The following is a 26,999-nucleotide window of genomic DNA, read 5'->3' as shown; positions in this document are numbered from 1 at the left end:
ACGCCCGACTCGCGAAGGCGACCGGGGGGTGCCAATTTAAGTCGTTTCCCGGACACGATCGGCTGTCCCGCCATGGTCACGCCCGCCCTCCCTCGCCGCCGAGCGTCCGGTTCGAGATCCCGGTTCGAACCCGAGTTGACACGCCCGAACGCGACGTCGTTCTCGAACCGCCTCGCCGACTCGCCGCGTCCCGGTCGTCGATGACCGCGACGGACACGTGGGCGTTCGAAACGACTCGCGGGTCGGTGCTAGTCGGGCCGAGCGAGCTTCGCTTTCGGCACGGCGTGACGGGCGCCCTCGCCGGGAGCTTCGCTGCGCTGGCCGCGGGACGGCTCCCACCGGTCGTCCGACACGGCGGGTGGCCGGGCCTCGCGCTCGTCACGGCCCTCGCGACCGTCGCGATGGAGTGGGCGTGGAGCGACGGGGTGACGGTACAGCTCGTTCTCGGCCTGTTGGGGGTCGTCGCGGTTTTCAGCGGTAGTCTCGTCTCGGCGATACGGTTGGGCGCCGACGCGATCCCGCTCCGGACCGTCGAGCACGCGACGTTCGAGGACGGAACGATCACCGTCGCGCACCGGACCGACGACGATCTGACGGAACGAACGATCCGCCCCCGGAACGACGCGGAGCGAGCGGACGCGGCGCTCGCGCTCCGGCTCCGCGGCGTCACCCTCCGCGGTATCGCGGACGACGAGGCGGTCTCTCGGACGGTCGTCGACGCGCCCAAGACGGAACTCGTCGTCTGAGCGGTTCCGAGGCGTAATCGGCTACCGATTCAAAAGGCGCGGCCGATCAGGCCGACTCCTCGGGGTCGACCGGCGCCCGTCCGCAGATGCTCACGAGGTCGTGGAGATCGGCGATCTCGTAGGTCGGCTGACACGAGAGGTCGGCGGAGCGGCGGTGCGGACGCCGGACGAACGCGGAGTCGATGCCGGCGTTGTCGGCGGCGCGCACGTCGGACTCGTTGTCGCCGACGAAGATGGCGGTCTCGGCGTCGAGGTCCTCCAGCGCGCGCTCGATGTAGTACGGGGACGGTTTCTTGCGCGAGAGACTCGCGATCGACGGCTCGCGCCCGTAGGCGACCTCGAACTGACCGGCGAGGTCGAAGTGGTCGAGCACGGCGTCGACCGTCGCCTGCTGGTTCGAGGAGACGACGCCGAGAGACGCGTCCAGGTGTCGGATCGCGTCGACGTCGTCGTAGGGTGTCTTCTGTCCCTTCCGGGCGGCGTCGAGCTGCGCGGCCGAGGCGGTCTCGTCGCGAATGCGCCAGAACTCCGTCGGGTCCATCCCGTAGCGCTCGCAGATGTCGGTCAGCGTCGCGGGGTCGACGCCGACGGCGACGTCGTCGACGTGGGCCAAGTCCGGGTCCTCGACGCCGAGGCTCACGAAGGCGTCCCACGCGGCCTCTCGGAGGGTGTCGAACGAGGTCCGTCCGATGAGTACCCCGTCCTTGTCGAAGACGACGGCGTCGTACACGGGTGGCTCTCGGTCGGTAACGGGCAAAAAGCTTTCACCGGAACGGCGGGTGACCGCGAGACGTCGGAGCGGACTCCCACCGATCGCCACACCGCCCGCACTTTCAATACCCGGCGCGTCCTACCTTCCACTTGGACCATGAACATTGTTGATATCGCAGTGCCGGAATACGTCGAAGTAGACGCCGATGAGCGACTCGCGAAGGTCCGGTCCATCTTCGAGCGGGAGAACCCGAAGGGGATCATCGTCATGGAGGACGGCGAGTACGCCGGCGTAGTCGGAGAAAAGCAGCTCCTGCGATCGCGAATGGAAGACGACACCAAGGTGTCGGTCGTCATGAAGCCGGCGCCGTCGGTGGATCGCCACGAGGACGTCCGCGAGACGGCGCGGCTCCTCGTCGAGGGCGACGTGAAGATCGCTCCCGTCTACGAGGGCGAGAAGCTCTACGGGATCGTCACCGTCGACCAGATCCTCGAGGCGGTTCTCGACAGCCTCGACGCGATCACCGTCGGACAGATCGCGACCGAGGACGTGATCGGGATCCACGAGAAAGAGAGCGTCGGCCGCGCCATCAACCGGCTCCGCGAGAACGGCATCTCGCGACTTCCGGTTCTCGACGAGGACGGCGGTCTCGTCGGCGTCGTCACCACCAACGACATCGTCGAGTTCGTCGTCCGCGACCACGAGCGACAGGGCAGCGGCGACCGCGCGGGCGACATCGACCGGATGCTCGACATCCCCGTCTACGACATCATGTCGAACCCCGTCGTCACCGCGACGGCCGACGAGACGGCACGCGCGGTCGTCTCGCGCATGTTCGACAACGACGTCTCCGGCCTCGTCGTCACCCCCGGTGACGCCGAGACCGTCGCCGGCATGGTGACCAAAACCGACGTGCTCCGCGCGCTCACGTTCACCGAACAGGAGTCGATGGACGTACAGATCACCAACGTCGATCTGCTGGACACGACCACTCGCGGCCACATCGTCGAGTCGATCGAGCAGGTCGCGGACAAGTACGCGGACATGCACGTCATCCACGCGCACGTCCGGTTCCACGCGCACAAAGAGAAGCTCCGCGGCACGCCGCTGATCCAGTGTCAGATCCGCCTCCGGACCAACGAGGGACAGGTCGGCGGCTCCGGCGAGGGGTACGGCGCCGAACACGCCTTCCACGTCGCGCTCGACAAGCTGGAGCGGAACGTCTTAGAGATCAAAGGCGTCAACGCCGACGAGGAGTACCGCGGGCAGCTGCTGCGCAAGCTCGGCGAATTGTAAGCGGGTGAGGGTCGCCGCAGTGTTCCGCGGCGTCCCGTGACGTCTGACCGTTCCGGCGTGTCGGCGGCCCCGATCGATTCGATCGGACCCGGTCGCTCCGGCACTCGGTACCGGTTCGATCGCCCGCCGCTCGCGATTTCGGTGCGACTTCATCCAGCGGAGCGACAGGTGACCAGCGCCGTCACGAGAACCGCCGCGATACCGGCTGCGAATCCGAACCCCGGCACGTCGTCGGACGTCTCGGAATCGGACTCGGCGGCCGCCTCGTCGTCTCCGTTTTGCGTGTCTTCCGTCTCGCCGTCGGTCTCACTGTCGGTCGCGCCGCCATCGGCGTCCGTCTCGCCGTCGCTACTGGGCTCGGCGTCGACGGTCCCGCCCTCGATGTCAGCCGACTCGTCGTCGATCGGATCGTCGCCGACGGAGCCCACATCCTCGGTTTCGTTCGTCGGGTCAGTCTCGCCGGTTTCGTTCGTCTCGTCGGTTTCGTTCGTCTCGTCGGTTTCGTTCGTCTCGTCGGGCTCGGTCGAGGACTCTTCGGTGTCGTCGGTGCCGTCCGACGACGGTGCGCGCGCCCCGCCTCCACCACCGCTACTTCCGTCGCCACCGGAGCCGTCGTCCGAACTGCCATCGTCGGAGCCGCCGTCGCCACCGGAGTCGTCGTCGCTGTCGCCGCCCGACACCTCGAAGGAGAGCGAGCGCGAGTCGTCGTCCGTCGTGGCAGTGAGTTCGTACGCCCCCGTCTCCGCGTCCGAGCCGACGGACACCGTGAACGATCCGGCGTCCGTCTCGCCGACCGCGACGCCCGTGATCGTCGTCGGGTTGGGCGACGCCGAGCCGCCGGGCGTCACGTCGACGTCGACTGTCGCGTCGCCCGCCGCCCGCCCGTCGTTCCGAACGGAGACGGTGAACTCGCCGCTCTCGCCTCGTTCGATATCGCTCGGGCCGGTGAGTTCGCGGACGGAGAACACCGCCCGCGGGGCGAGTGACGCGTTCACTTCCCGCGTCTCGTTCGCCGCGAGATCGACCGACTGCGAGGAGTTCGCATACCCATCCGCGGCGGCGGTCACCGTGCGCGTACCGCGATCGACCGCGAGCGAGTAGGTCCCGTCGGCGTCGGTCACGTTCGACGCCGAACCGACCGTCGTTGTCGCGCCCGCGATCGGTTCGCCGCCGCTCGAATTCACCACGGTTCCGAACACCGTCGCCGGTCGCGGACCGAGCCGGAACCCCGGATCTGTCGTCGCGTTGGGCTCGATCTGTACGCCCGTTTCGGTCGTGGGATCGAAGTCGGGCGCGTCCGCAGTGACGTCGTACGCGCCGGGCCGAAGGTCGACGGCGTACGTCCCCTCGGCTCCAGATTCGACTGCGGCCACTTCGCTTCCGCTCTCGTTCGTGACAGTTACCGTCGCGTTCGTCGGGGGATCTCCTCCGTCGCTCGCGTCCACGCCCCCGGCGAGCGTCCCGTTCCGGAGTGCCAAGGAGACGTTCGCAGTCGCGGTGTCGCCCGATTCCGCGAGGCTCACCGTCTCGTCGGCCGGCGCGTACGTCGCGTTGCTCGCGGTGACGGTCAGATTCGTCGCCGGCACGGCGACCTCGTAGGCCCCGTCCGGTCCGGTTACCGCCGTCCCCACGGTCTCCGTACCGTTCTCAACGGCCACGTCTATCCCGGAGAGCGTCGCGTTCGTGTCCGCGTCGGTGACGGTACCGTTGACGGTCCCGACCGCCTCGGCGATTCGGATCGACCCGGTGGCGGCGTCCTCCGGAGAGGCGATCGTCACGGTCGTCTCGCCGGTTCCGAAGCCACTGGGGACCGTTCCGTTGAGCGGGACGGTCGTCTCGTTTCCGGAGGCGATCGAGACGTTTTCTTCGGTGAGCACGGTGACGTTGCTGGCGTTTTCGGGGTCGGTAAGACGGAGTTCGACGGTGCGGTTGTCGCCGCCCGCGCGGCCGGTGTTCGTCACCGTCGCCGTCGCGTTGAGCGGCCCGGGCCGCTCGACCGTCGCCGGGACCGAGAGGTCCGAGACGTCGTACGCGGGCGCGACGGCCGACACGGCCGCGAACCCGTCGACGATACCGGTCCCGTAGCGGGCGTCAGGCGCTGTCGCACCGTCCGGGTGGTTCGCCGTGGTTCGGATCGTCTCGTGGAGCTCGTCGTCGGTGACGTCCCGGGGTGACGCCGAGATCATCAGCGCGGCGACGCCGCTGACGTGCGGTGCGGCCATGGAAGTGCCGTCGAACCGCTCGTACCCGCCGCCGGGCACGGACGAATTAACGCTCACGCCCGGCGCCGCCACGTCCGGGACCACGTACTTCTCCGGCCAGTCGTCCGGTGGTCCGCTCCGGTCGTCCACCCGGCTCCAGTTCCAGTCCTCGGTGCCGTTCAGCGTCTGACCGCCGGAGAAGTACGCGGCGTCGCGGTTCCGATCGACGGCCCCGACCGCGGTGGCGTCGTAGACGTTCCCCGGAGAGCTCGACGTTCCCGGTCCGCGGTTTCCGGACGCGGCTACGACGATCTTCCCCGCATCGCGCGCGTTTCGGACGGGCTCTACGAACTCCGCGAAGGTGCCGTCGGCACCGAGACTCATCTGAAGCACGTCCACGCTCGACTCGTCCATCGCGTGCTCCATCCCGGCGAGCACCTGCACGAACGTCGCGCCCTCTCCGGACTCGTCGAACGTTTTGATCCCGTAGAGATCGGCCGCGGGCGCGACGCCGATCGCGGTCCCGCTCCCGTTCCCGCCGGCTACGGACCCGGCGACGTGGGTTCCGTGTCCGTCCTCGTCGTAGGCGTGTTCCGGACCTTCGCTTACCAAGGCGCCGGAGGCGTTGTACTCGGCCCACCCGCTCACCGTCAGGTCCGGGTGATCGGGATCGATCCCGGTGTCGATCACGGCGACGGTCGCCCCCTCCCCGCGGGTATCGAACGTCGTCCAGACGTCCGGCGCTCGAACCATGTCGACGCCGTACGTGGCGTTCGTCGACGCCGACGTGGTGGACGCGAAGTCCGGATCGGGACCCGCGACGGAGCCGGAACCGCCGACCGAACCTCCGCCATCGTCGGCGGTAGCCGAGTCGAGTTCCACTCGGAAGTTCTCGTGGACGCGCTCGACGCCCCTGACTTCGAGGAGTCGGTCGATCGGGACGCGGTCAGTGTCGACCGTGACGAGCATCGCGTTCGCGAGCCAGAAGTGCCGGTCGACCGTAACCGCGTGGTGGCGGTCGGCGAACCGGTCGAAGTCGGCCTGCGAGTTCGCGGCGGCCGTCTTGAGTCCCTCCGTCGAGACGGTGCCTGACTCCCCAGGGCCCTCGGCGTCAGTCGAGCCGACCTTCGCGTCGCCCTCGAACCGGACGACAAGTTCGACGGTACCGTCGACCGACCTGAGCCCCGGACTGATCGCGCCACGGGCGGGTGTCTCGCCGGCAGACACCTCGCTGGCGGATACCTCGCTGGCAGCTGTCTCGCCCATGACCGCATCGTCGACCGCACCCGTTCCGGCGCTGTCGGCACTCGATGCGGGAGCGCTTCCGGCCGAACCGATTCCGCCGGCCACCGCGACCGGCGCGACGGCTCCGACAAGTAGGCAGGCGACGAGAACGATCACGGCCACCGCGGTCGGAGCCCGCCGCTGGCTGCTCATTATCACTCAGGCCGGCGCGGCGTTCATAACTCTCCCGACAGGGGCGACGCTTACGACTCCACGCCTTCAGCGAGTCCGTCGGCGACGATCCGGAACGTCGTCGTGTCGCCAGCGGGCTTCGATCGGTGTTTTTCGAGCGTCGCCCGCCGGTTGCCGCCACGGAACCGGTCGACGCGGAGGATGGCACCGGTCCAGTGGTTGAGCGTGTTACCGCCGAGCGCGCGGTCGCGGTCGCTGTCGGGATCGGTGAACACCTGGTTGGTGATCACGACGGCCAAGTCGTGTCGGCGGGCCAGAGAGAGGAGGTGCGTCACCTGTTTGGCGACTTTCCGGAGCGACTCGCCGCCCTCGGTGTCGCCGGCGCGTTCGAGCCGGTAGAAGCCGGTCGCGGAGTCTAACACGATCAGGTCTACCTCGCCGGCGAGCTCCTCGGCGTCGCGGACCGCCTCGCGCTGGTCGTCGAAGTCGTACGCCTCCGAGATCACGAGCCGCGAGGCGATCTCTTCGACCGTCTCGTCGGTGTCGGACCGGTCGACCTGCCCCGCCGCGAGCTGCTCGAAGCGGTCGATGGAGAGCCCCTCGGTGTCGATGTACAGCGCGCGGTCGCCCCGCGCCGCGACCTCGACCGCCGCCGCGAGCGCGAGGTTCGTCTTGCCGGCGGCCGGCGGGCCGTACACCTGCGTCACGACGCCGCGCTCGAACCCGCCGCCCAACAGGTCGTCGACCGGTCGGCAGCCGGTCGGAATCGGATCGCTCACTACCGGGTCGTTCAGACGGGCTCCTACTTAAACAATCGATTCCGTCGACGAAACGCGTCTGCGGACCGCCAGCGGACGCGTCGCTCGTCGGAAGTTGAGAGTGTGGAAAAGCGGATCAGCGGTCGATCACGCGGACCGACGGCCGGGATCCGAAATTAGTTGCGAGTGAGGTTCGTCGCGCGGGGTCCCTTGGGGGACGACTCGATGTCGAACTCGACCTCCTGGCCCTCCTCGAGGTCCGGGCCGCCGACGTCTTCCATGTGGAAGAACACGTCCTCGTCGTCGTCCACGCCGTCGTCGTCAGTCGAAATGAAACCGTAGCCGCCAGTGTCGTTGAAGAAGTCAACCTTACCGTTTGCCATTACAACCAAACATACAGGCGTTTCGGGGATAACGCTTGCGAGGGTCGTGGTACCACGACCGTTTCCGGACGTTTGTCACGATCGCTTCGATCGCCCCCGCGGTGGCTGTGCTCACCGGATGCAACCAGCCGCGAGGTTCATTTACGAGCGTCCACGTAGCTAGGCGTATACACATGGATCGCCGCACCTACCTCCGGTCGCTCGGCGCCGCGACTGCGACCGTCTCCACCGCCGCGACCGCCGGCTGTCTCGGCGGGCTAGGCGGGCTCGGTGACTCGGGCGCTGAGGGAACGATTCTCGGGCCGCCCGAGAGAGACTTGAGCGAGGCGTCCCACCCGAGCTACGGGGACGAGATGCCGCATATCGCCGTTCCCGATCCGATCACGGGCGAGACGGTGTCCACCGAGGGCCTCGAGGGCGAGCGCGCCGTGCTGTGGACCTCGTTTTACACGAACTGCCCCGACGGCGTCTGCCCGGCGCTCATCCTCCGTCTCCGGCGCGCGCAGGAGTACGCCGCCGAGCAGGGGGTCGGCGACGAGGCGGCGTTCCTCTCGCTCACGTTCGATCCCGAACAGGACACCGCGGAGGTGCTCCGCGAGTACGCCGACCAGCGCGGGGTCGACCTCGACGCGGGTAACTGGCACTTCCTCCGGCCCGAGAGCTACGAGCGCGGACGGGAGCTGATGGACGAGCAGTTCGGGCTCATGATCGAGAAGCGGGACGCCGACGAGCACGAGAACCTGGAGTACCAGTTCCCCCACGTCGGGATTATCCTCCTCGCCAACAAAGACGGGATCGTCGAGCGGGTGTACCCGAGGGGGCCGCAGACGGACATCGAACGGCTCGTCGACGACTTCGAACGGGTGGTCACCGCGTGAGGCGTCGCCACCTCCTCGCCGGGCTCGCGAGCGTCGGCGTCCTCGGCGGAGCCGGAGTCGTCGCGAGCGGGAACGCGCCCGACGCGCTCGGCGGCGGCGACGCGGCCGAGCCGATCGAGCCGGTGACGATCGCCACGGTCGAGGCGCCGGGAAGCCGCGACGGCGAGGTGACCCTTCCGGCGCCCGACCGCCCGACGTTCATCGACTTCTTCGGCACGTGGTGTGCGCCCTGTTCCGAGCAGATGCCCGACCTCGTCGCGGCGCACGACCGGATCGGCGACGAGGCGCTGTTCGTCTCGGTGACGACCGAGGACGTCGGCGACGCGGTCAGCGAGGAGACGGTCGCCGAGTGGTGGGCCGACCACGACGGCGACTGGCTCGTCGCGGCCGACGTCTCGGCCGAGCTCGCCGCCCGGCTCAACGTCGGCGGCTACCCGAGCGCGCGCGCCGTCGACGCGACGGGACGCGTCCGCTGGTCGACCTCCGGGACCCACACCACGGAGGAGTTCGTCGACGGCATCGAGAGAGCGCTCGACCGATGACGGGACGGGTCCGATGACCGACGTCTCGCTCGCGACCAACGTGCCGTTCGCCGTGACCGCGGGGGTCGCGACGTTCTTCTCGCCGTGCGCGTACCCGCTCTTGCCGGGATACGTCGGGTTCTACGTGAACTCCGTCGACGCCGACCAAGCCTCGGTGACCGGCGCGGGGGTGCGCGGCCTCGCGGCCGCGGTCGGCGTGCTCGCGACGTTCACGCTGCTCGCGGGCGCCACCGTCCAGGTCGGACAGTCGGCGCTGTCGAACATCACCGTCTTCGAGACGCTCGTGGGCGGACTGCTCATCGTCTTCGGGCTGCTCGTCGTCGCCGGCTGGGGCCCCTCTATCTCCGTGTCGCTGCCGAAGCGACGGTCGAGCGTCTTCGGGTTCGGGGTGTTCGGGGCGGGGTACGCGCTCGCCGGGGCGGGCTGTGTCGCACCGGTATTCCTCGCCGTGGTCGCGCGCGCCATCGCGCTTCCCGACGACGCCGCCTTCCTCGTCCTCTCGGTGTACGCCGGCGTCGTCGCGGCCTTGATGGCCGCGACGACAGTCGCGACGGGCGTCGGGCTGATCAGCAACGCGAACCGGGTAATGACTCACGCCGACTCCCTGAAACGCCTCGCGGGCGCGGTGATGATCGTCGCCGGTGCCGGCCAGCTGTACCTCTCGCTGGTCGTCTACTGACCGGTTGCGGAGTCGAGCCGAAACGCCGACCCGGGTCGTCAGAGCGTGTCCCCGGGTCGTCAGAGCGTGTCCCCGAGTCGGTCGGTCGTCGTTTCGTTCACGAAGGAGGTCGCCTCGTACGGTTCGCCGTCGGCGATCACGATCGGCCGGTCGGGGCCGTCAGCGCCGAACGTCCAGTAGTAGTCGACGCTCACGACGATATCGTAACCGTCGTCCCGCTCGCTCACCGAGACGACGCCCGCGCCGACGACGATCTCCCGGATCGTCTCGGTCTCCTCCTCGACGGTCCGGTTGTGCCGGTACACCTCCTCGTATGCGGCGGCGTACGGGCCGGCCGTCTCCGCGTCCACCGTCGGCGGCCGTTCCGGGTACTCTCGAGGGCCGACCGCATCGCCGCCGATGCCGCCGAGAAAGCCGCCGAGGAAGATCAGCGCGACGATTCCCATCGCGGCGAGGGAGCGATCCGTCATATGCGCTTCCCCAGCCGCGGGCGTCATAGCCCTGTTGGCGCGCAAACGGCGTCCTCTCGAGCGGCGACGCTCCCTCCACGGCCGATCGTCGAGCGCCGATCGTCGAGCGCCGATCGATCGCGTCGGAACGCGTCGGAACGCGTCGACTCAGAGACATTCATATACGTATCTGCGTCCTGATACGACTATGGTCACGACGCGAAGGCGGTACCTCAGCGGCATCGGCGGCGGATCGGCCCTGCTCATTGGTGCCGGGTGTCTCGGCCGAGATCCGCCGGGCGGCGGCGACGGCGACGACGGCGGGAACGATAGCGACGGTGCGGGCGGAACGCGTCCCGAGGGAACGGGCGGGCCGGGGATCACGGTCGTCTCGGTCGACGCCGCCGACGGCCTCCCCGTCGTTCCCTCCGTCGAGGTCGTCCGCGAGGCCGCGACGGAGGAGTCGCCGCCGCGGATCCGGACGGTCCTCGAGAACACGAGCGACGAGTCGGTCACGGTCGGCGAAGGCCGTGCGGTCCACCTCGAGTACGTGTACGACGACACCGACGCGCTCGTGTTCCTTCCGAGCGACGGGGGGTATCCGGCCGAGCCCGGTTGCTGGCGACTCACGGACGGCGTGGCCGTCACCGAGGAGTTCCGCACGTTCGAGATCGACGCCGGCGGGTCCAGCAGCCGAACGGTCGACCTCTACGGGGCGCCGGGCGAGGACGCCTGCCTCCCGGTCGGGGAGTACCGGTTCGAAACGCCCGTCACGATCGGCGACCCGGGGTCCGACCCCGAGCAGTCGGGCCGGTGGGGTCTCACGATCCTCTTGGAGTGAACGGGCCGGCGCCCGGAAGGCTCGCGGCGCCGACCACGAAGGACCAAGATTGATAATCGATTGCGAGGAAACGGCCCGTAGCCGAACCCGACGGTTCGGTCCCCGCACATGAACTTAGATCAGTTCGCAGCCGAGAACGCGCCGACGGAGAGCGCGGAACCGTTCCAGCGCGAGAACAGCTACACCCTCGACGTCAGCGTCGACGGCACCGTGATGGCGAAGGCCGGATCGATGATCGCGTACACGGGCGACCTCTCGTTCACCGGGAAGGCCTCCGCCGAAGGCGGCATCACCGGATTCCTCAAGCAGGCGGCGACCGGCGAGGGAACTCCCGTCATGGCCGTCGAGGGTCGGGGACACGCGTACCTCGCCGACGACGGGAAGAAGGTGCAGGTCGTCGAACTCGCCGACGGCGAGTCGATCACGGTCAACGGCGAGGACGTCCTCGCGTTCCAGGAGTCGCTCTCCTACGAGATCAACACGATCGACAGTCTCGCCGGCGCGTTCGCCGGCGGGTTCAGCAACGTCTACCTCGAAGGTCCCGGCTACGTCGCGCTCACCACCCACGGCGATCCGATCGTCCTCGAGCCGCCGGTGTCGACCGACCCGAGCGCGACGGTCGCTTGGGGCGAGACTACACCGAACGTCGAGGTGAACCGCAGCCTCTCGGACATGGTCGGCCAGGAGTCCGGTGAGCGGTACCAGATGCGGTTCGACGGCTCGGGCGGATTCGTCGTCGTGCAGCCGTACGAGGAGCACGTCTAGTTCGCGACCCGACAGCTGCCGAGCGCGGCGACAGCTATTTTTTTCGCCCCGCCGAGCCGTCGATCGATGGACGACCGCGCAGCCGCCGGTGACCCGACCCTGATCGCCCACCGCGGGTTCGCCGGCGAGAACCCGGAGAACACCGTGGCCGCCGTCGAGCGAGCCGCCGACCGCCGAGCCGACTGGATCGAGGTCGACGTCATGCCCACCGCCGACGGCGACGTGGTCGTCGTTCACGACGCGGAGCTCTCCGGTCGCGGCGAGCGGGGGCTCACCGACGCGACGGGCGTCGTCTGGGAGACGGACACCGCCGCGGTCACCGGCGCGGAGGTGCTCGACAGCGGGGAGACCGTCCCGCTACTCGCGGAGGTGCTCGACGCGGTCCCCCCGGCCGTCGGCGTGAACGTCGAGCTCAAGAACCCCGGTCGGTGGGACCTCCGCCCCGACGAGAAGCTCGCCGCCGACGCGCTCGCGGACCGGACGGCCGTCTGGCGCCCCTTCGTCGACCGCGTGCTCGACGCGACGGAGGGGCGTGACAACGACCTCTTGTTCTCGTCGTTCTGCGAGGGCGCGCTCGCGGCGGTCCGGGAGCTGTCGTCGCTGCCGGTCGCTCCGTTGGTGTCTCGGTCCGTCGCGGCTGGACTCGCGATCGCCCGCGAGCACGAGGCGGCCGCGATCCACCCGCCGCTCGACGCGATTCGGGGCACGCCGTTTTTCGACGCGGAGCGGTTCGGCGCTCCCGACGACGTCGGGGGCGAGTCGATCGTCGCCGCCGCGCACGACGAGGGACGCGCGGTGAACGTCTGGACCGTCGAGACGTGGCATCAGGCCGACCGCCTCGCGGCGGCGGGCGTCGATGGGGTCATCGCGGACTACTCAACGCTCCTGCGCGACTGAGACGACTGTCGACATTTAAAAAAAAGCGTTCGGCGGTCCGGTGCGGCTCGCTTACCGCGCGGCCAGCCACTCGGCGAGGTCCCCGGTGAGGAAGTCGACGTAGTCGACGATCCCGAGGTACAGCGAGATGAGCACGACGATCACGATCGGGATCCGGACGATCCAGATCCAGGCGTCGCCCAAGCCGCCGAGGGCGCCGATTCCCCGTTCGAGCTCCTCGCGGGCGATCTCGGGGATCACCCAGCCGACGAACAGCGCGAGCAGCAGCGACCCCAACACGAGCAGGACGCCGTCGGCCAGTTTGTCGTACAGGTCGAGGAAGATCAGGTCGATCGTGACGGGCACGCCCAGCAGGAAGACGGCGACACCGAGCGCCACCGACGCCGGCACGCGGGCGACGCCGAGTTCGTCGATCAGGTACGAGACGAGGACTTCGAGAATGCTGATCGCAGAGGAGAGCGCCGCGATCCCGACCATCGCGAAGAACACGACCCCGAGGATGCGACCGCCGGGAATCCCGGCGAACGCGGACGTGAGGCTCACGAAGATCGCGCTTGCGCCGCCCGATCCGGGTTCGATCCCGGCCGCGAAGAGGAAGGGGAAGACGACGAAGCCGACGATGACGGCGATGAGGGTGTCGAGGGTGACGATCACGCCCGCGTCGGCCGCGAGGTTCCGGTCCTCGCCGAGGTAGGAGGCGTAGGTGATCATCACGCCCATCCCGAGCGAGAGCGTGAAGAAGGCCTGTCCGGCGGCCGCCGGCAGGATGCTCGCCCAGTTCGCCGCGAGGTAGCCGAAGTCGGGCGAGAGGTAGTAGCTGTACGCGGCCGTCGACGCGTCCAGCGTGAACGCGTACGCCGCGAGTCCGAGGAGCAGCGCGATGATCGCGGGCACCATCACCTTCACGCCGATCTCGATGCCCTTCCGCACGCCCGCGGCGATGATCCCGATGACCAGCGCCATGAACACGGCGTGGAAGAGCAGCGAGTCGAGTCCGGTCGAGACGGTGCCGAACAGCGCCCCGGCCTCTTCGGGGCCGGCGAGCGCGTAGCCGTCGGTGACTCCGATGAGCGTGTACCGGAGGAACCACCCGGCGACGACGCTGTAGTACGAGAGAATGACGAAGCCGGTGACGACGAACAGCCAGCCGAGGTAGTTCCACGCCCCGCTGCCGAGTTCCCGTATCGCGCCGACGGGGTTCAGGTTGGTGTACCGCCCGATCACGAACTCGACGAGGATCGCCGGGAAGCCGATGAGCGCGACGAAAAGCAGGTAGGTGACGAGGAAGGCGCCGCCGCCCTCCTGTCCGGTGATGAACGGGAACCGCCAGATGTTCCCGAGCCCCACCGCGCTGCCGACCGCAGCGAGGATGAAGCCCGCTCGCGTTGCCCATGTCTCACGTGGCATTGGTATCGGATCACTTCCTCCCCCCGGTAAAAACGTGTCTCTCCGGCGCTGTATCCAGTAATGAACGTCCCTGAACGATCCGTGTCGGGTGCGGACCGGGGCGTGTCGATCGCGTGTCAATTGCGTGCCGATCGCGTGCCGATCGCGTGTCAATCGCGTGTCGATCCACCGTCGGTCTCGGACTGGACCGTGAATTTAATAGCCGGAGGGTTACCTCACGGGATATGGAACGCGTAGACGTCGCGATCGTGGGCGGCGGTCCGGCCGGGGCCTCCGCAGCGCACGCGGCCGCGACTGACGGCGCCGACGCCCTCGTCTTCGAGAAGGGCGTCCCCCGAGCGGACAGGGACCGACTGGGTCCCGACTCGACGGACGCCGCGGGCATTCTGGACTACTGGGTCGACATCATGGGGATCCACCCCGACGAGTTCGACGACGGCGTCGTGCAGCGGGAGCTGAACCGCGCGGAGTTTCGCGGCCCCGACGAGGCCGCGACGCTCACCTCGACCGGCATCGACTCCTCGTACGACAAGTTCGGGTACACCTTCCAGCGCGCCCGCTTCGACGACTGGCTCCGCGATCGCGCCGAGGACGCCGGCGCCGAGTACCGCGTCGGCGAGTCCGTCCGCGGCGTCGACACCGATCTGGCCGTGACGCCGGGCGATGGCGGCGACGCGAGCGTCGACGACCCGCGTCACACCCTCGAACTCTCTTCCGGCGAATCGGTCGGAGCGGACTTCGTGGTGCTCGCCGACGGCCCGCAGCGAACCGTCACGAACCGCGTGCTCGACGAGTACCTGCCCGCCGACGCGGCCGCTTCCGACCGCCTCGCCTCGCGGACGGCGAACCACATCGCGTATCAGGAGTACCGACGCGTCCCCGAAGCGGTGTTCGAGGAGGTCAACGACGCCCTCGTCTTCTGGTGGGGCGTGATGCCCGGCGAGACCGCCTACCCGTGGATATTCCCGAACGCGGACCGCGTCTGCCGGATCGGGCTGACGATGCCGATCGGCCTCGACATCGACGAATTCGACCGGGACGCCTACGCGCTCCTCGATGCGGACGACGAGTCGATCCCGCGAGGCGGCGAGTACGTCCGACGCCTGCTGGAGTGGCAGTACGGCGACGAGTACGACATCGAGACGGACTTCCCGATCGTCGAGGACGCCGGCAAGCGGAACGGAACGGAGACGTATCCGATCTCCTCGACGCGACCGATCGACTCGCCGACCGACGCCGGAATCGCCGTCGTCGGCGGCGCGATGGGAACGACCTCCGCCTTCCACGAGGGCGGCGACCACGTCGCGGTCCGCACCGGCGCCATCGCCGGCGAGTTGGCCGCCGCGGGCGATCTGGCGCCCTACAACCGGCGCTGGAAGGAGGCGATCGGCGACGAGATCGTCCGTAACGTGACGATGGCCGACATGGTGGCCGACTACGACCCGGACGACTGGAACCGGATCATCGGCGCGGCCGACGCGATGCTCGCCGCCGAGGCGGGGGACGGGCTGCTCTCGCAGCCGTACCGCTCCGGCTGGGAGTCGGCGAAGCTCCTGCTCGGGTACAAGTGGAACAAGCGGCGCGTCAAGAAGGACTACGTCGGGATCGACGAGAGCGAGTACGTGTACTGAGGGCGGTTCGTTTTTTTTTAATCAGCCAGCAAGGCCGACCTATCGGATCACCGGCGCGGTCAACTCCCGCGTCGTCGCGCTGATCCCCTCGACGTCGACGGGTGCAACCTCGTGGGTCGGCCACTGTCCCGTCTTCGTGAGCGTCTCGGTTCGGTCCGCCGCGACGAGGTGTGTGTCCTCGCTTTTCGCACCCTGCACCGTCGGATTCCACGCGTATCCCATCGGTCGCCGAACCGGCTCGTCTCCCTCCGGGGTGGCGATCCACTCGCGGCCCGCGAAGCCGGCGGCGCCGCCCTGGTGGTGTCGCTTCCACTCGTCCGCGAAGCCCACGGCGGCGTACGCCTCGCGGATCGCGGCGAACACGTCGCCGGCGGTGTCCGGGCCGGCCGCGTCCGTGAGTTCGCCGGCGGCCGCCGCCTCGGTGGCGGCGAGTGCGGTCGCTTCCACGCGAGCGGCCGCGCGGTGCCGTTCTTCCAGCCAGTCGGGGGCGTCGAAGGCGACGGTCCGCGTCAGGGAGGCGTACAGCCCGGCCCGCTCGGCGGTGACGGAGACGAGCGCGTAGTCGCCGAGCGCCGCGTCGGTCGGTGTGTAGTGGCGGTACTTCTGTGCCCGTTCGGCGCCGCCGACGAGCACGACGGGGGTGTCGACGTCGCGGGAGGCGAGCGAGATATCGATCCCGGCGGCGACCTCGTACTCGGGGTCCTCGGGTTCGAGATTGCGACAGACGGTCTCGACCGCCGCCGCGGCCTCGCGACCGAGTTCGCGGTAGCGCTCGACGTCGGCGGCGGTGAGCGGCTGTCGCAGCCGGCTCCCGTCGACGCGCTCGAAGCCCGGCACGTCGAAGTCGGCGGCGGCGGGCGCGGGCGAGCGCTCCGCGAGCGCGTCGGCCAGCGAGTCGGCGTACCACGGGAACGACTCGACGGCGACCGCGTCGGGGAGCTCCTCCTCGGCGAGGCGGGCAGCCTCGATGTCGTCGGTGACGACGCGGAGGTCGCCGTCGTACCCCGCGGCCGCGACGCCGACGTCGGCGTCGGCGTCGACGACGTTGTCGCCGCCCGTGAGCCACGCGAACCCGTTGGGCTTGGCGAACCAGACCGCTTCGAGCCCGCGCTCGTCCAGGTACGCGTCGAGCCTGTCGGTGCGGGCGGCGAGATCGACCATACCGACCGACTCTCGTCAATCCAGTAAAACCGGTCGAAAGCGGGCCGCGGTCGACGCCGGCGACGACGAGTATCCCCGCCACTGCGCCGCAGGTCGCCTCACGCGACCGGCGGCCGATCGAGGGACCGCACCCCTGCGACGGCGACCGAAACGAAAGGTTCAATTATATCCCCCGGATACACGAAAATGCGTCAGAAAGCCCCACTCGGGTTGGTAGTCTAGTCCGGTTATGACACCTCCTTGACATGGAGGAGGCCGGCAGTTCAAATCTGCCCCAACCCACTTCTACTTTCGTTTTGGTCCGTTAGCGGTCGACATCCGCACCGCGCCAGCGGGGGCGCAAGCTCGGAAGGCGCACCCCGCGAGTTGTGGAAGCCACGAGGCCGAAATCCACTTCCAAGGTGGGGGAGCGTGTCACCACGACGAGTCGGATCGATCTGTCGTTCCGGAGGACGGCGACAGCGTCGCAGATTGACATCCTCTCCGCGCTGAAGCGCGAGGCTTTGCGTTGAATTTTCCGTAAGCGGTGATTTCTCTCCGCAGGGTGCGGACTTTTCGATGAGATCGACGAGCTGCTCACTGCCAAATGGGACATAGTCGGAAAGTGTGTCGTACGAATCACAGGGCGGCGTTACCGCCGAGTACGCTCGACCAACCGAAATTGACGCCCTCTCCCCTGGGAGACGTTTCAGCCTCGAAACTGTCACAGAAGAGTCGGGTCCAATCGAGACCGACGCGGTCTCGTCGGCACGGGACCCGATTCTCAGACCGGAGCGGCTATCGGCGTCACTGGAGGCGAACGACCGGTGGTACCACGGGCGGAGGCGCTATTGCTGTTCCGCCGTGGTCCCGCTCGCTGCTCCGTCAGTTCGAGGTGTCGGTACCGTTCCCGTTTTCGGGAGTGTCGGTACCGTTCCCGTTTTCGGGAGTGTCGGTGCCGTTCTCCTCTTCGGGAGCGTCGGTGCCGTTCTCCTCTTCGGGAGCGTCGGTGCCGTTCTCCTCTTCGGGAGCGTCGGTGCCCTCACCTTCCTCCTCGTCACCCTCCTCCTCGTCATCCGGCTCTTCCATACCGACGATGAACGGAGCGACGAGTTCCTCGACCTCCGACCGGGACCGCGGTGCGTCGACCACATTCGGGAAGTTCGTGTCGCCGTTGAGCGTCCGCAGGTACGAGGTGTGGCGCGCCTCGACGCTGTGGATTCCGAGCGCCGGAACGAGGATGTTTTCGTTCTCGATATAGGGTGCGGCACCGGCGTACGCTGACACACCGACATCCTCGATCTCTGCGGCCGTTTCGAGGAACTCCACGGGGTCCTCCACTACCCCCCCGAAGTCGAACTCAGGCTCCTCGACCGGCTCGCCTCCGAGTTCCTCGACCGCTGCCCCGAGCGCCTCGGCGTGGGCTTCCTCGTGGGCCTGTATCGTCTCGAGTTCTCCGAACATCCCATCACGGAGCGGATCCTCCTCGCTGAGGGTCTCCATGAAGGCCTCCTCACCGATGTTTTCCAGCGCTTCCGCGTAGAAGCGCGCTTCGAGGAACTCCAGCGTCCGAGCGTAATTGAGGATGTCGACGTCGTCCTCGAACTCGCTTTCGACCGGCTCGGTCTCTCCGCCGTCTTCGCTCTCGCTCTCTTCTTCATCATCCGCTTGGGCGACCGCGGACCCGACGGACGCGCCTCCGAGCGCGAGACCGCCGAGCGCACCGGCCGACCCGATCATGAACTTTCGCCGCGTGTTGATCGTCGCACTGTCCGTCAGTCGTTCGCTGTCGTCTGCGTTCGGATTCACCACACCCCACCGTAATACGGGTCAGTTCTTTGTTATATATCTCGTATTATTCGCTCCGTCCGGCTTACAAACGCGAGTGTGATAGAATACCGAGTCGGCTGTATTTCCGGTCGCACTTACGCCGTCTCCCGGTATTCCGACCACATTCGGAGTAATTCCGTTGTACGCGGTCTGCCGGCCCACACGCGATTCGTCGGTTCACACTCCCGATGCGTGGCGCTGATGCACTCCGAAGCGTCGGATCTCACGAAGCACGACGCCGAAACACGGCGCGATCGGGGCTCCGAGGAGCCGTTCGGAGGGAAACTCTTCTCAGTGATCGACGCATCCGAAGCTCAAGAGGCAATCGCCGACGTGTTTTTATACGTCGAGTGAGGCGATTACGCCAACACAATGCCACGCGAACAGTACCAGACGAAACTGGAGGGGCTCCGCGACGACGTGCTCTACATGAGCGAGGTCGTCGCCGAGCGGCTCCGTATGGGTCTCGACGCCTTAGAACAGCAGGACTCGGAACTGGGGGAAGAAGTCATCACCGGCGACGCCGAAATCAACGACCTCTACCTCGAGTTAGAGGGCAATTGCACCGACCTCATCGCGCTCCAGCAGCCGGTCGCGGGCGACCTGCGCTTCATCGCTGCGTCGTTCAAGATCATCACCGACCTCGAGCGGATCGCCGACCTCGCGACGAATCTCGGCGAGTACGCCAAGCAGGCGGACCAAGAGGTGTTCCCCGACGTTGACGTCCAGCGTATCGGCGACGAGACGCTGGCGATGCTCGACGAGGCGATGGACGCCTACGCGGAGTCGGACTCGGAGCGCTGTTTCGCCGTCGCCGAGGCCGACGACGAGCTCGACGCGGCCTGCGAGGCCGCGAGCGACCTCGTCGTCCGCGATCTCATCGAGCGCGATGATCTCCGCGAAAAGGCGGACGTGGAAGGGACGATGCAGAACGTCTCCCGGCTCCTCCTGACGATCCGCGACCTCGAACGGGTCGGCGACCACGCCGTCAACATCGCGGCCCGGTCGCTGTACATGATCGAGAACGACGACGAGTTGCTGTACTGACCGGCGGTTCCGCGGATCGGCGGCTCTGCGGTTCGCCGGCGTCGGTAGACCGGCGGCCGGTCCGACGAGCGCTCGGCGAAACCCGGCGCCGCCGTCCGATGCCGACGCCTACATTATCCACGCTGGAGAGTGACCACCATGAGCACGTACACCGCCGAGATCGACGTTCGCTTCCGCGACATCGACGCGATGGGTCACGTCAACAACGCCGTCTACGCGACGTACGTCGAGCAGGCTCGGACCGAGTACTTCCGCGACGTACTCGACGCCGACCTCACCCGCGTCTCCACCGTGCTGGCGTCGCTCTCGATCGATTTCCGGCGACCGGTCGAGCTGACGGACGGGACGGTCACGGTGTCGGTCGACGTCGCGGAGATCGGTCGCTCCAGCGTGACGATGACACACGAGATCCGGGCCGGCGCGGACGGCGCGGTCGTCGCGGACGCGGACGCGACGCTCGTCGCACTCGACCCCGAGACCGGGGAGCCCGCGCCGCTCCCGGAGGCACACCGGTCGGAGATGGAGTCGTACCACGGGCTGTAGCCGAACTGTAGCAAAACCGTCGCCGAGCCGTAGCCAAACCGTCACCGAGCCGTAGCCGGACCGCCCCTGTCGGCCGCGAACCGTTCGGCGACACCCTACCTTCTTGCTCCCGCGCGCCGATCGCTTGCGTATGACTGTGCAACTGTACGCCCTCGACGGGTGTCCCTGGTGTGAGAAGGTGTCCGACGCGCTCGATGCCGCCGGCGTGGCGTACGAGACCGAGTGGGTCGACGCGCTCCACTCCGACCGCAACGACGTGAAACGAGTCAGCGGCCAGCGCGGCGTTCCCGTACTGGTCGACGAGGCGCGCGGGGTGACCATGTCCGAGAGTGCGAACATCCTGGAGTACGTCGAGCGGAGCCTCGAATGACGATCTACACCGGGCGCGGAGACGAAGGCGACACCGACCTCCGGGACATGAGCCGAGTGTCGAAGTCCAGCCCGCGGATCGAGGCGTACGGGACCGTCGACGAGGCGAACGCGCTGATCGGCACGGTGCGCCCGACCGGCCACGACGACCTCGACGGCCTCTTGGAGGCGATCCAAAACCACCTCCACGTGGTGCAGGCGGACCTCGCGAACCCGGATCCCGATCCCGACGATCCGCAGGTGGACACCGAGATCGTCGCGACCCTCGAAGACCGGATCGACGAGTTCGACGAGGAACTAGAGCCGCTCAGGTCGTTCATCCTCCCCGGCGGCGGCGAGTCCGGTGCCCGACTCCACCACGCGCGGACCGTGACGCGGCGCGCCGAGCGCCGAGTCGTGGAACTCGCGCGATCGGAGCCGATCAACGAGACGGTCGTCACGTACCTGAACCGGCTGTCAGACCTGCTGTTCACCCTCGGGCGGGTCGCGAACGCCCGCGACGGCGAGCCTGAGGAGTCTCCGTCGTACTGATCGCGGCCGCCCGTCGAATTCTGTCCTCCGTGCGTAGCCACAAAGGATATATCCGTTGTCCGCCAAAGGGCAGATATGAGCAAACACTTCGAAGACGCACGGTACTACCTCGGCCGCGCGGCCGAACACGCGAAGGCTGGCGTGAAAGAGGAGCTGGAGCCGCTGCAGGCTCGCGTGAAAGACCTCGTCGGCGCCGACGAGGACGAGGAGCCCGAGGCCTCGCGGTTGGACCGGCTCCAGGCGGATCTGAAGGAGTTAGAAGAGCGCGCGGAGGGCGAAGCCCGCGAGGCGATCGCCTCGGCGCGCGAGCGCGTGAACGCGTACCGCGGCCGCGACGCCGCCGCGGAGGAGTAACGGGTCGACTCGGCCGCCGACCGGCGCATACGACTATTTTTCGGGTCCGTCAACGTCGACCGCGAGCCGTTCGCGCTCGGGCACCACCGCGTACTCGATCCCGGCGCGCTCGAACAGGTCGCGGGTCCGCTCGACGCCGGCGGCGGCGTCGACGGCGGTCGCCCGGTAGTGGCGGATCGGGTGTCGGATCCACGAGGGCTCCCAGTGTGCGTACACGTCGGTCGTCTCGTCGTTCGGGCCGACGAACAGCGCGAGGTGGAGTTGGTCGTCGCTCGCGAGCGCACCCTCGGGGTAGCGGACCCAGCTCGCGACGGTCGTCTCCGGGGGCGTGCTCCCGCGGATCTTCAGCGAGGAGACGAGATTGCGGACGAATCCGAGTCTGTGGAGCCGCGCCTCGACGAGGGGATACGGCTCGCGGAGCGTGAGCGCGTACTGGTCGCGAGGCGTCGTCCGCTCGGCGTATAGTCCCACCACCGAAAGCGGCAGGTGAAGCAGGCTCGTGATGCGCTGCCGAAGGCGCTCGAGGAAGCGGAGTTCGTGGGTCACGCGGCCCTGTTGGCGCGCTCGACGAATGAATCCTCGCGACAAAGTAACCCTTAAGTCCCGAGGTCGGATACGTCGACACGAGCGGGTTGGTGGTCTAGCCAGGTTATGACGGCTCCTTCACACGGAGCAGGTCGGCGGTTCGAATCCGCCCCAACCCACTTCTGGCGGCACACTGCGACGAACGAGCGACGCAAGTGAGGAGCCGTGCCGCCAGAATGGATGACGCGGATTCGAAGCAGGGAACGAAGCGAGCGTTAGCGAGCGGGGTGGCTGAGGTTCGAAGCCGCCCAACCCATTTCTGTCGACACCGCAACTGCGAGCGCGCCGATTCGGGCGACCCCAGCAGAGACGTTTCTGACCGGCGGAGTACACCTGCACGGTGTAGTTCGTCCACCCGTACTGCGGGATACGGACCGCGACGGCCGCCGGTCGAAACGATCGTTCCGTCGGTGCGCGAGAGTAAGATCTACTCATATTTAAGTATATCTCCAAATCCGATATATCTAGAGAAAAGATAGTTTCGGAGGATACGCAGAGAGACGGGATAATCGGTTACTAGCGATATACTCGAGTATTGTGGAACGTGTCGGCCGATACGCTCATGCAGAGAGGATCCGGTACGAGAGATCGACGTCAGCTATAAAACCCGTGTATTTTAGGCAATATATAAATAACACTTGTAGTTTTTACCATATAAAACACAGATACAGATAGTTCTCTGCGTATTAGCACCCATATGTGTGATACGCTCTAAAAAACATATATCTTCTGTGGTATCTATAAAATGGTCAAAATGAAATAATTACACAGACACCCCCGCACGCGTTCCGGCCGAGGTTCGTGTCGTCCAGAACGACGCGGCCGTTCTGCGTGTCGCACGATCCGTGAGACCTCTCGGAAGTGATAGTACTTTACACATATAGGCTTGTAACGCATCTGGGCGGACGGCGGCTGTGGGGTGATCCAGTGGGGGATCGACGACTCTCCAGCTCGTTCGCAGTATGCGAACGGATCGGTCACCGAAGCGATTCGCTCGCGCTCGACATGTTGAGTTTCGCTTCGATCACGTTCGCGCGCTCGGTGATTTTCTCCGCGAACACCTCGTGGCATCGATCCAGCGTGAATCGGCCGGTCGGTCCGGAGATACTGATCCCTCCGAGCACCTCGCCGTCCGCGTCTCGGATCGGAGCACCGACGGCACGAATCCCCATCACCTCTTCTTCGTCGTTGATCGCGTATCCCTGCGAGCGAATCGCCGATAGCTCCGCGAACAGTTCGTCGGGGTCCGTGATCGTGTTCGGTGTCTTCTCCGGTAATCCGTGCTCCTCGACGATCGAGTCGACTCGCTGTTCGGGCAGCGCCGCCAGCACGGCCTTGCCGCTCGCGGTGAAGTGGAGGTAGTCGGGCTGTTGCTCTTTGGTGGTGTGATACTCCCCGCCGACGGCGTGTTCGCCGGCGGATTTGTAGATATTTCTCTCGAAGCCGTGCTGTTCACACATCAAGTGGACGTACTCGCCGCTGTCCGCGGCCAGATCCTCGACGACGGATTGTCCATATACGAACAACGGCTCTCGGTGCCGAACCGCGTTGCCGAGATAGAGAAACTCGAGGCTCAGCCTGTACCTCCCTTCGTCTCGGACGACGAGGTGTTGTTCTCGCAGCGTGTTGAGATACGCGTGAGCCGAGCTTTTCGAGATGTCGACGTGCTCGGCGAGCTCGGTCACCCCCGCGCCGCCGAGTTCGTTCAGAGCCGCCACGATGTCGCACGCTCGCGCGACCGTCGCGAGCCGCCGGGGTTGGGTTCCGGATCCGGTCATGAGTGGTTCTCGGTCGAATCCACCATAATTGTTCGCATTTGACGAACGCTCGATCGCCGCGCCGAGCGGGGTCGGCAGTCGGTCGCGCCGAGGGCGATCGTCCCAATACGAACGCTTAACACACGGCACGCGACACCACAACGGTGATGGACACCGTGTCAACAACGCGCTTGCGGACCGATATCGAGGCGAACGCCGAGTTCGGGCGCGTGGACGTGGACGACGGACGGGGACGGACCGTGCTCGCGGGGACGGATGCGAACCGCGACGCCCGAGACTACTTCGTGACCAGGTTGCAAGCCGCCGACATGGACGTCACGATCGACGCCGTCGGAAACGTCGTCGGGCGGTGGGTTCCGGCGTCGGCGGACCCGGACGCGGCCCCCATCGCGTCCGGGAGTCACCTCGACTCCGTGCCGCACGGCGGGATATTCGACGGTCCGCTCGGGGTGTACGCGGCGCTGGAGGCCGTTCGTGCGCTCCAAGACGCGGCGGTCGAACTCGCCCGGCCCGTTCACGTCGTCTGCTTCACCGAAGAGGAGGGACAGCGGTTCGGGAACGGGCTCGTCGGATCGTCGGTCGCGACGGGGCGCTCCTCCGTCGCCGAGACGCTCTCGTACACCGACGAGTCGGGCGTCACCTTCGAGGAGGAGTTCGAGCGGATCGGGTACCGCGGAACCGGGTCGATCGACGCGAGCGAGTGGAGCGCGTGGATCGAGCTCCACGTCGAGCAAGGGACGCGGCTGGAAGACGCGGGCGCCGCGGTCGGGATCGTGAGCGACATCGCCGGGATCACGCACTGTTACGCGGACGTGATCGGACACGCCGACCACGCCGGATCGACGCCGATGGCCGATCGGACCGACGCGCTGGCCGCCGCGAGCGAACTCGTGCTCGACGTGGAATCCGACGCGCGCCGATCGGTGACGGACGGCTCGCAGACGGCGGTCGGAACCGTCGGGAGCCTCGACGTGTCCCCGAACGCCACGAACGTCATTCCCGGTGACGCGCGGTTGGGAATCGACATCCGCGACGTCGACGACGCCTCGATCGAGTCGCTGGTCTCGGACCTCGAAGCCAGCGCCCGCCGCATCGAAGCCGACCGGGACGTCGAGGTGAGGATCGAACGGCCCTACATGGTCCCGCCGGCACCCATGGCGGAGCGCTGCCGGTCGGGCTTGCGGACCGCGGCCGAGACGGCAGACATTCCGGCGCTCGAACTCCACTCGGGGGCGGCACACGACACGATGAACGTCGCGCGGGTGACCGACGCCGGCCTGTTGTTCGCGCCGTCGGCTGACGGTATCTCTCACAACCCGCTCGAGTGGACGGACTGGAGCGACTGCGCGGCGGCGACGGCCGTGCTCGCCGGGGCGATCAAAAATATCGAGACGTGATGTGAATGTGGAACCTCCGGCACGGGAAAACCCACAGAGCGGCGATCAATAAGCGTCGATCCTCCAAAACAGTATTATGTGATAATATTCTGCCGCTCACTGCGCAACCATTCTGACCCATAGTTTTATATAGATAACATCGGTACGGAGCTACAGCGAATGACAACTAATAACAGTAGTCATAGTGACGGCGCGTCGTCAGACGGACCGAGCCGTCGGTTGTTCATGAAGGCCGCGGCGACCGGGGTTCCGATCGCGTTCGCCGGGTGTCTCGGCGGCGATGGCGGCGACGGCGACGGCAACGGTGGCGGCGACGACGGGAGCGGCGAGACGGCGGACACGCCGGACAGCGGCGGCGTGTCCGACGAGGAAAACGCCCTGCTCTGGGGCGGGAGCGTCCCGGTCCAGAGCCTCGATCCGCACTTCGAAAGCGCGGCGGCGACCGCACGCGTCCTCGAGAACATCACGCAGGGCCTGCTCAGGGTTAACTGGGATTACGACCTCGAACCGCTGCTCGCGGAGTCGTGGGAAACCTCGGACGACAACCTCGAAATCACGTTCTCGCTCAGAGAAGACGTCGTCTTCCACGACGGCACCGAATTCACGTCCGAAGACGTCATCGAATCGTTCCGGCGAATCCGCGACGGCGAAGCGATCGCCGCCGGATATATGGACCGGGTGGATTCGATGGAGACGCCCGACGATCACACCTTCGTCATGCGGCTCGCGGAGCCGTTCGCGCCGATGCTGTTCCGGATGGCGACCTCGGACATGCACATCCTCACGGCCGAGCAGGCCCAGCAGGACTCGATATCCGAGCCGATCGGGACCGGCCCGTTCCAGTTCGACAGCATCGAGATCGACAGCGAGTTCGTGATGACGAAGTTCGACGACTACTGGGACGACGAGCTCCCGTACCTCGACAAGGTGACGAAACTCGAGATCTCGGACGACGACAACCGCCTGAACACGTTCAACGCGGGCGAAGTCGACTTCATCAACGACGTGCCGCCCAGGCACGCCGAAGACCTCGACGCGGACGAGGACGTCGATTTCATCAGGCGGTTCCCGAAGTCGCTCACCTACCTCGGCGTCAACTGCAACGAGCCGCCGTTCGATAACCGCGACGCCCGGCTCGCGCTCGAATACGCGATCGACAAACAAGAGGTCATGGAGGCGGCGCTGTACGGACAGGGACAGGTAGCGACCAGCCCCGCGTCGCCCGGGAGCCAGTGGGAGCACCCCGATCTCGAGCCGCGAGAGCAGGACTTCGAGAAGGCCCAAGAGCACCTGGAGGCCGCGGGGTACCCCGACGGGTTCGAGGCGACGTTCCAGATCCCCGAGCAGTACAACGACCAAGTCACCGCCGCACAGGTCATCGAGGCGTCCGCCGCGCAGGTCGGGATCGAACTGGATATCCAACAGATCACGTGGAGCAACTGGCTCAGCGACGTGTACTCCGACCAGAACTTCCAGGCGACGACGAGCTCGTACCTCGCGCTGTGGTTCCCGGACGCCGGGTTCCACCGCCCGCTTCACAGCGACGGAGCGTTCTTCTTCACCGGCTGGGAGGACCAGGAGTACAACGACCTGATCGACGAGGCCCGGACGATGTACGACATGGAGAATCGGGCGCCGCTGTACCACGAGGCGGCGGAGATGCTCAAGGAGCGTCGCTCCGGTCACATCCTGCTGTACTGGGCGCCCACGCTCATGGCGCGTCACAACAACTACACCGGCGAGGTCATGTCACCGGACGGCTCGACGTTCCGGTTCGAAGGCACGCAACTGGAATAACCACAGTCGCACAATGACACAGACCTC

Annotated in this window: 27 protein-coding genes and 2 tRNA genes; 19 read left to right on the top strand and 10 right to left on the bottom strand. The window is 67.1% G+C overall.

The features are described from left to right. The first annotated feature begins 200 nt into the window (after window positions 1-200). Window positions 201-746, top strand: coding sequence for a hypothetical protein (locus C461_RS08095; RefSeq protein WP_008000234.1), 546 nt, complete (start codon window positions 201-203; stop codon window positions 744-746). Between the two features lie 46 nt (window positions 747-792). Here C461_RS08095 and C461_RS08090 read toward each other — a convergent pair whose 3' ends face one another. After that, the gene (locus C461_RS08090; protein WP_008000232.1) at window positions 793-1,476 is read right to left on the bottom strand and encodes an HAD family hydrolase; all 684 of its coding nucleotides are present in this window, start codon (window positions 1,474-1,476) and stop codon (window positions 793-795) included. A 138-nt stretch (window positions 1,477-1,614) separates the two neighbouring features. Here C461_RS08090 and C461_RS08085 point away from each other — a divergent pair, with 138 nt between their 5' ends. Then, window positions 1,615-2,754 (top strand): CBS domain-containing protein, encoded by a 1,140-nt coding sequence (locus tag C461_RS08085; protein WP_049906439.1) that lies wholly within the window; start codon window positions 1,615-1,617, stop codon window positions 2,752-2,754. A 149-nt stretch (window positions 2,755-2,903) separates the two neighbouring features. Here the strand turns inward: C461_RS08085 and C461_RS08080 are convergent, their stop codons facing one another. From C461_RS08080 to C461_RS08070, 3 genes are all read right to left on the bottom strand, one after another. Then, entirely contained in the window at window positions 2,904-6,392 is a 3,489-nt protein-coding gene (locus C461_RS08080; protein ID WP_049906438.1) for a S8 family serine peptidase, read from the bottom strand. 50 nt (window positions 6,393-6,442) lie between these two features. After that, on the bottom strand, window positions 6,443-7,150 hold the full coding sequence (gene radB, locus C461_RS08075; RefSeq protein ID WP_008000227.1) for a DNA repair and recombination protein RadB: 708 nt from the start codon (window positions 7,148-7,150) through the stop codon (window positions 6,443-6,445). A 155-nt stretch (window positions 7,151-7,305) separates the two neighbouring features. Continuing rightward, window positions 7,306-7,512, bottom strand: coding sequence for a cold-shock protein (locus tag C461_RS08070; RefSeq protein WP_008000225.1), 207 nt, complete (start codon window positions 7,510-7,512; stop codon window positions 7,306-7,308). Between the two features lie 173 nt (window positions 7,513-7,685). Between C461_RS08070 and C461_RS08065 the strand changes: the two genes are divergently transcribed. The 3 genes from C461_RS08065 to C461_RS08055 are packed head-to-tail and all read left to right on the top strand — an operon-like array spanning window position 7,686 to window position 9,611. Beyond that, window positions 7,686-8,390 carry an SCO family protein gene (locus C461_RS08065; RefSeq protein ID WP_008000223.1) on the top strand — a complete coding sequence of 235 codons (705 nt, stop codon included), beginning with the start codon at window positions 7,686-7,688 and terminating at the stop codon, window positions 8,388-8,390. Then, on the top strand, window positions 8,387-8,932 hold the full coding sequence (locus C461_RS08060; protein WP_008000222.1) for a TlpA family protein disulfide reductase: 546 nt from the start codon (window positions 8,387-8,389) through the stop codon (window positions 8,930-8,932). The genes C461_RS08065 and C461_RS08060 overlap by 4 nt, the downstream gene beginning before the upstream one ends. 13 nt (window positions 8,933-8,945) lie before the next feature. Then, window positions 8,946-9,611 (top strand): cytochrome c biogenesis CcdA family protein, encoded by a 666-nt coding sequence (locus C461_RS08055; RefSeq protein WP_008000220.1) that lies wholly within the window; start codon window positions 8,946-8,948, stop codon window positions 9,609-9,611. A gap of 59 nt (window positions 9,612-9,670) precedes the next feature. On the opposite strand, the gene C461_RS08050 is transcribed toward C461_RS08055, so the two are convergent. After that, window positions 9,671-10,081 carry a hypothetical protein gene (locus C461_RS08050; protein ID WP_008000218.1) on the bottom strand — a complete coding sequence of 137 codons (411 nt, stop codon included), beginning with the start codon at window positions 10,079-10,081 and terminating at the stop codon, window positions 9,671-9,673. 187 nt (window positions 10,082-10,268) lie between these two features. Here C461_RS08050 and C461_RS08045 point away from each other — a divergent pair, with 187 nt between their 5' ends. From C461_RS08045 to C461_RS08035, 3 genes are all read left to right on the top strand, one after another. Further along, window positions 10,269-10,901: a hypothetical protein gene (locus C461_RS08045; RefSeq protein ID WP_008000216.1), complete on the top strand. Its 633-nt coding sequence runs from the start codon at window positions 10,269-10,271 to the stop codon at window positions 10,899-10,901. A gap of 108 nt (window positions 10,902-11,009) precedes the next feature. Next, a complete protein-coding gene (locus C461_RS08040; RefSeq protein ID WP_008000215.1) occupies window positions 11,010-11,666 on the top strand; it encodes an AIM24 family protein in 657 nt (218 codons plus the stop codon). Window positions 11,667-11,732: 66 nt separating this feature from the next. Further along, the gene (locus C461_RS08035) at window positions 11,733-12,563 is read left to right on the top strand and encodes a glycerophosphodiester phosphodiesterase (protein ID WP_008000213.1); all 831 of its coding nucleotides are present in this window, start codon (window positions 11,733-11,735) and stop codon (window positions 12,561-12,563) included. Window positions 12,564-12,614: 51 nt separating this feature from the next. On the opposite strand, the gene C461_RS08030 is transcribed toward C461_RS08035, so the two are convergent. Next, window positions 12,615-13,970, bottom strand: a complete 1,356-nt coding sequence (locus C461_RS08030; protein WP_049906436.1) for a sodium-dependent transporter — start codon at window positions 13,968-13,970, stop codon at window positions 12,615-12,617. A 224-nt stretch (window positions 13,971-14,194) separates the two neighbouring features. Between C461_RS08030 and C461_RS08025 the strand changes: the two genes are divergently transcribed. After that, window positions 14,195-15,601, top strand: a complete 1,407-nt coding sequence (locus C461_RS08025) for an NAD(P)/FAD-dependent oxidoreductase (RefSeq protein ID WP_008000209.1) — start codon at window positions 14,195-14,197, stop codon at window positions 15,599-15,601. A gap of 39 nt (window positions 15,602-15,640) precedes the next feature. Here C461_RS08025 and C461_RS08020 read toward each other — a convergent pair whose 3' ends face one another. Beyond that, window positions 15,641-16,762 carry a M24 family metallopeptidase gene (locus tag C461_RS08020; RefSeq protein WP_008000207.1) on the bottom strand — a complete coding sequence of 374 codons (1,122 nt, stop codon included), beginning with the start codon at window positions 16,760-16,762 and terminating at the stop codon, window positions 15,641-15,643. 207 nt (window positions 16,763-16,969) lie between these two features. Between C461_RS08020 and C461_RS08015 the strand changes: the two genes are divergently transcribed. Beyond that, window positions 16,970-17,044 (top strand) — tRNA-Val (locus C461_RS08015). 582 nt (window positions 17,045-17,626) lie between these two features. Here the strand turns inward: C461_RS08015 and C461_RS08010 are convergent. Then, on the bottom strand, window positions 17,627-18,550 hold the full coding sequence (locus C461_RS08010) for a ferritin-like domain-containing protein (protein WP_152418369.1): 924 nt from the start codon (window positions 18,548-18,550) through the stop codon (window positions 17,627-17,629). A 222-nt stretch (window positions 18,551-18,772) separates the two neighbouring features. On the opposite strand from C461_RS08010, the gene C461_RS15670 reads away from it, so the two are divergent. The 6 genes from C461_RS15670 to C461_RS07985 all read left to right on the top strand — a co-directional run bounded on the left by C461_RS15670 (window position 18,773) and on the right by C461_RS07985 (window position 21,415). Then, a complete protein-coding gene (locus tag C461_RS15670; protein ID WP_156062196.1) occupies window positions 18,773-18,925 on the top strand; it encodes a hypothetical protein in 153 nt (50 codons plus the stop codon). A gap of 18 nt (window positions 18,926-18,943) precedes the next feature. Continuing rightward, on the top strand, window positions 18,944-19,618 hold the full coding sequence (phoU, locus tag C461_RS08005; protein ID WP_008000204.1) for a phosphate signaling complex protein PhoU: 675 nt from the start codon (window positions 18,944-18,946) through the stop codon (window positions 19,616-19,618). Window positions 19,619-19,756: 138 nt separating this feature from the next. Further along, window positions 19,757-20,161, top strand: a complete 405-nt coding sequence (locus C461_RS08000; RefSeq protein WP_008000202.1) for an acyl-CoA thioesterase — start codon at window positions 19,757-19,759, stop codon at window positions 20,159-20,161. Window positions 20,162-20,291: 130 nt separating this feature from the next. Next, on the top strand, window positions 20,292-20,531 hold the full coding sequence (locus C461_RS07995; protein ID WP_008000200.1) for a glutaredoxin family protein: 240 nt from the start codon (window positions 20,292-20,294) through the stop codon (window positions 20,529-20,531). Next, on the top strand, window positions 20,528-21,061 hold the full coding sequence (locus tag C461_RS07990) for a cob(I)yrinic acid a,c-diamide adenosyltransferase (RefSeq protein ID WP_008000198.1): 534 nt from the start codon (window positions 20,528-20,530) through the stop codon (window positions 21,059-21,061). The genes C461_RS07995 and C461_RS07990 overlap by 4 nt, the downstream gene beginning before the upstream one ends. A gap of 75 nt (window positions 21,062-21,136) precedes the next feature. Continuing rightward, entirely contained in the window at window positions 21,137-21,415 is a 279-nt protein-coding gene (locus C461_RS07985) for a DUF7553 family protein (RefSeq protein WP_008000196.1), read from the top strand. A 33-nt stretch (window positions 21,416-21,448) separates the two neighbouring features. On the opposite strand, the gene C461_RS07980 is transcribed toward C461_RS07985, so the two are convergent. Next, the gene (locus tag C461_RS07980) at window positions 21,449-21,961 is read right to left on the bottom strand and encodes a hypothetical protein (RefSeq protein ID WP_008000194.1); all 513 of its coding nucleotides are present in this window, start codon (window positions 21,959-21,961) and stop codon (window positions 21,449-21,451) included. An 83-nt stretch (window positions 21,962-22,044) separates the two neighbouring features. On the opposite strand from C461_RS07980, the gene C461_RS07975 reads away from it, so the two are divergent. Further along, window positions 22,045-22,119 (top strand) — tRNA-Val (locus tag C461_RS07975). Between the two features lie 858 nt (window positions 22,120-22,977). On the opposite strand, the gene C461_RS16290 is transcribed toward C461_RS07975, so the two are convergent. Next, the gene (locus C461_RS16290) at window positions 22,978-23,778 is read right to left on the bottom strand and encodes an IclR family transcriptional regulator (RefSeq protein WP_008000192.1); all 801 of its coding nucleotides are present in this window, start codon (window positions 23,776-23,778) and stop codon (window positions 22,978-22,980) included. Between the two features lie 146 nt (window positions 23,779-23,924). Between C461_RS16290 and C461_RS07965 the strand changes: the two genes are divergently transcribed. Beyond that, window positions 23,925-25,175, top strand: coding sequence for a Zn-dependent hydrolase (locus C461_RS07965; protein ID WP_008000191.1), 1,251 nt, complete (start codon window positions 23,925-23,927; stop codon window positions 25,173-25,175). A 225-nt stretch (window positions 25,176-25,400) separates the two neighbouring features. Continuing rightward, window positions 25,401-26,972, top strand: a complete 1,572-nt coding sequence (locus C461_RS07960) for an ABC transporter substrate-binding protein (RefSeq protein WP_008000190.1) — start codon at window positions 25,401-25,403, stop codon at window positions 26,970-26,972. Window positions 26,973-26,999: the final 27 nt, after the last annotated feature.

The sequence above is a fragment of the Halorubrum aidingense JCM 13560 genome, assembly GCF_000336995.1.
Taxonomy (GTDB): Archaea; Halobacteriota; Halobacteria; order Halobacteriales; family Haloferacaceae; genus Halorubrum; species Halorubrum aidingense.
Note: the sequence above shows the minus strand (reverse complement) of the source record. Positions and strands in the feature narration are given on the sequence as shown.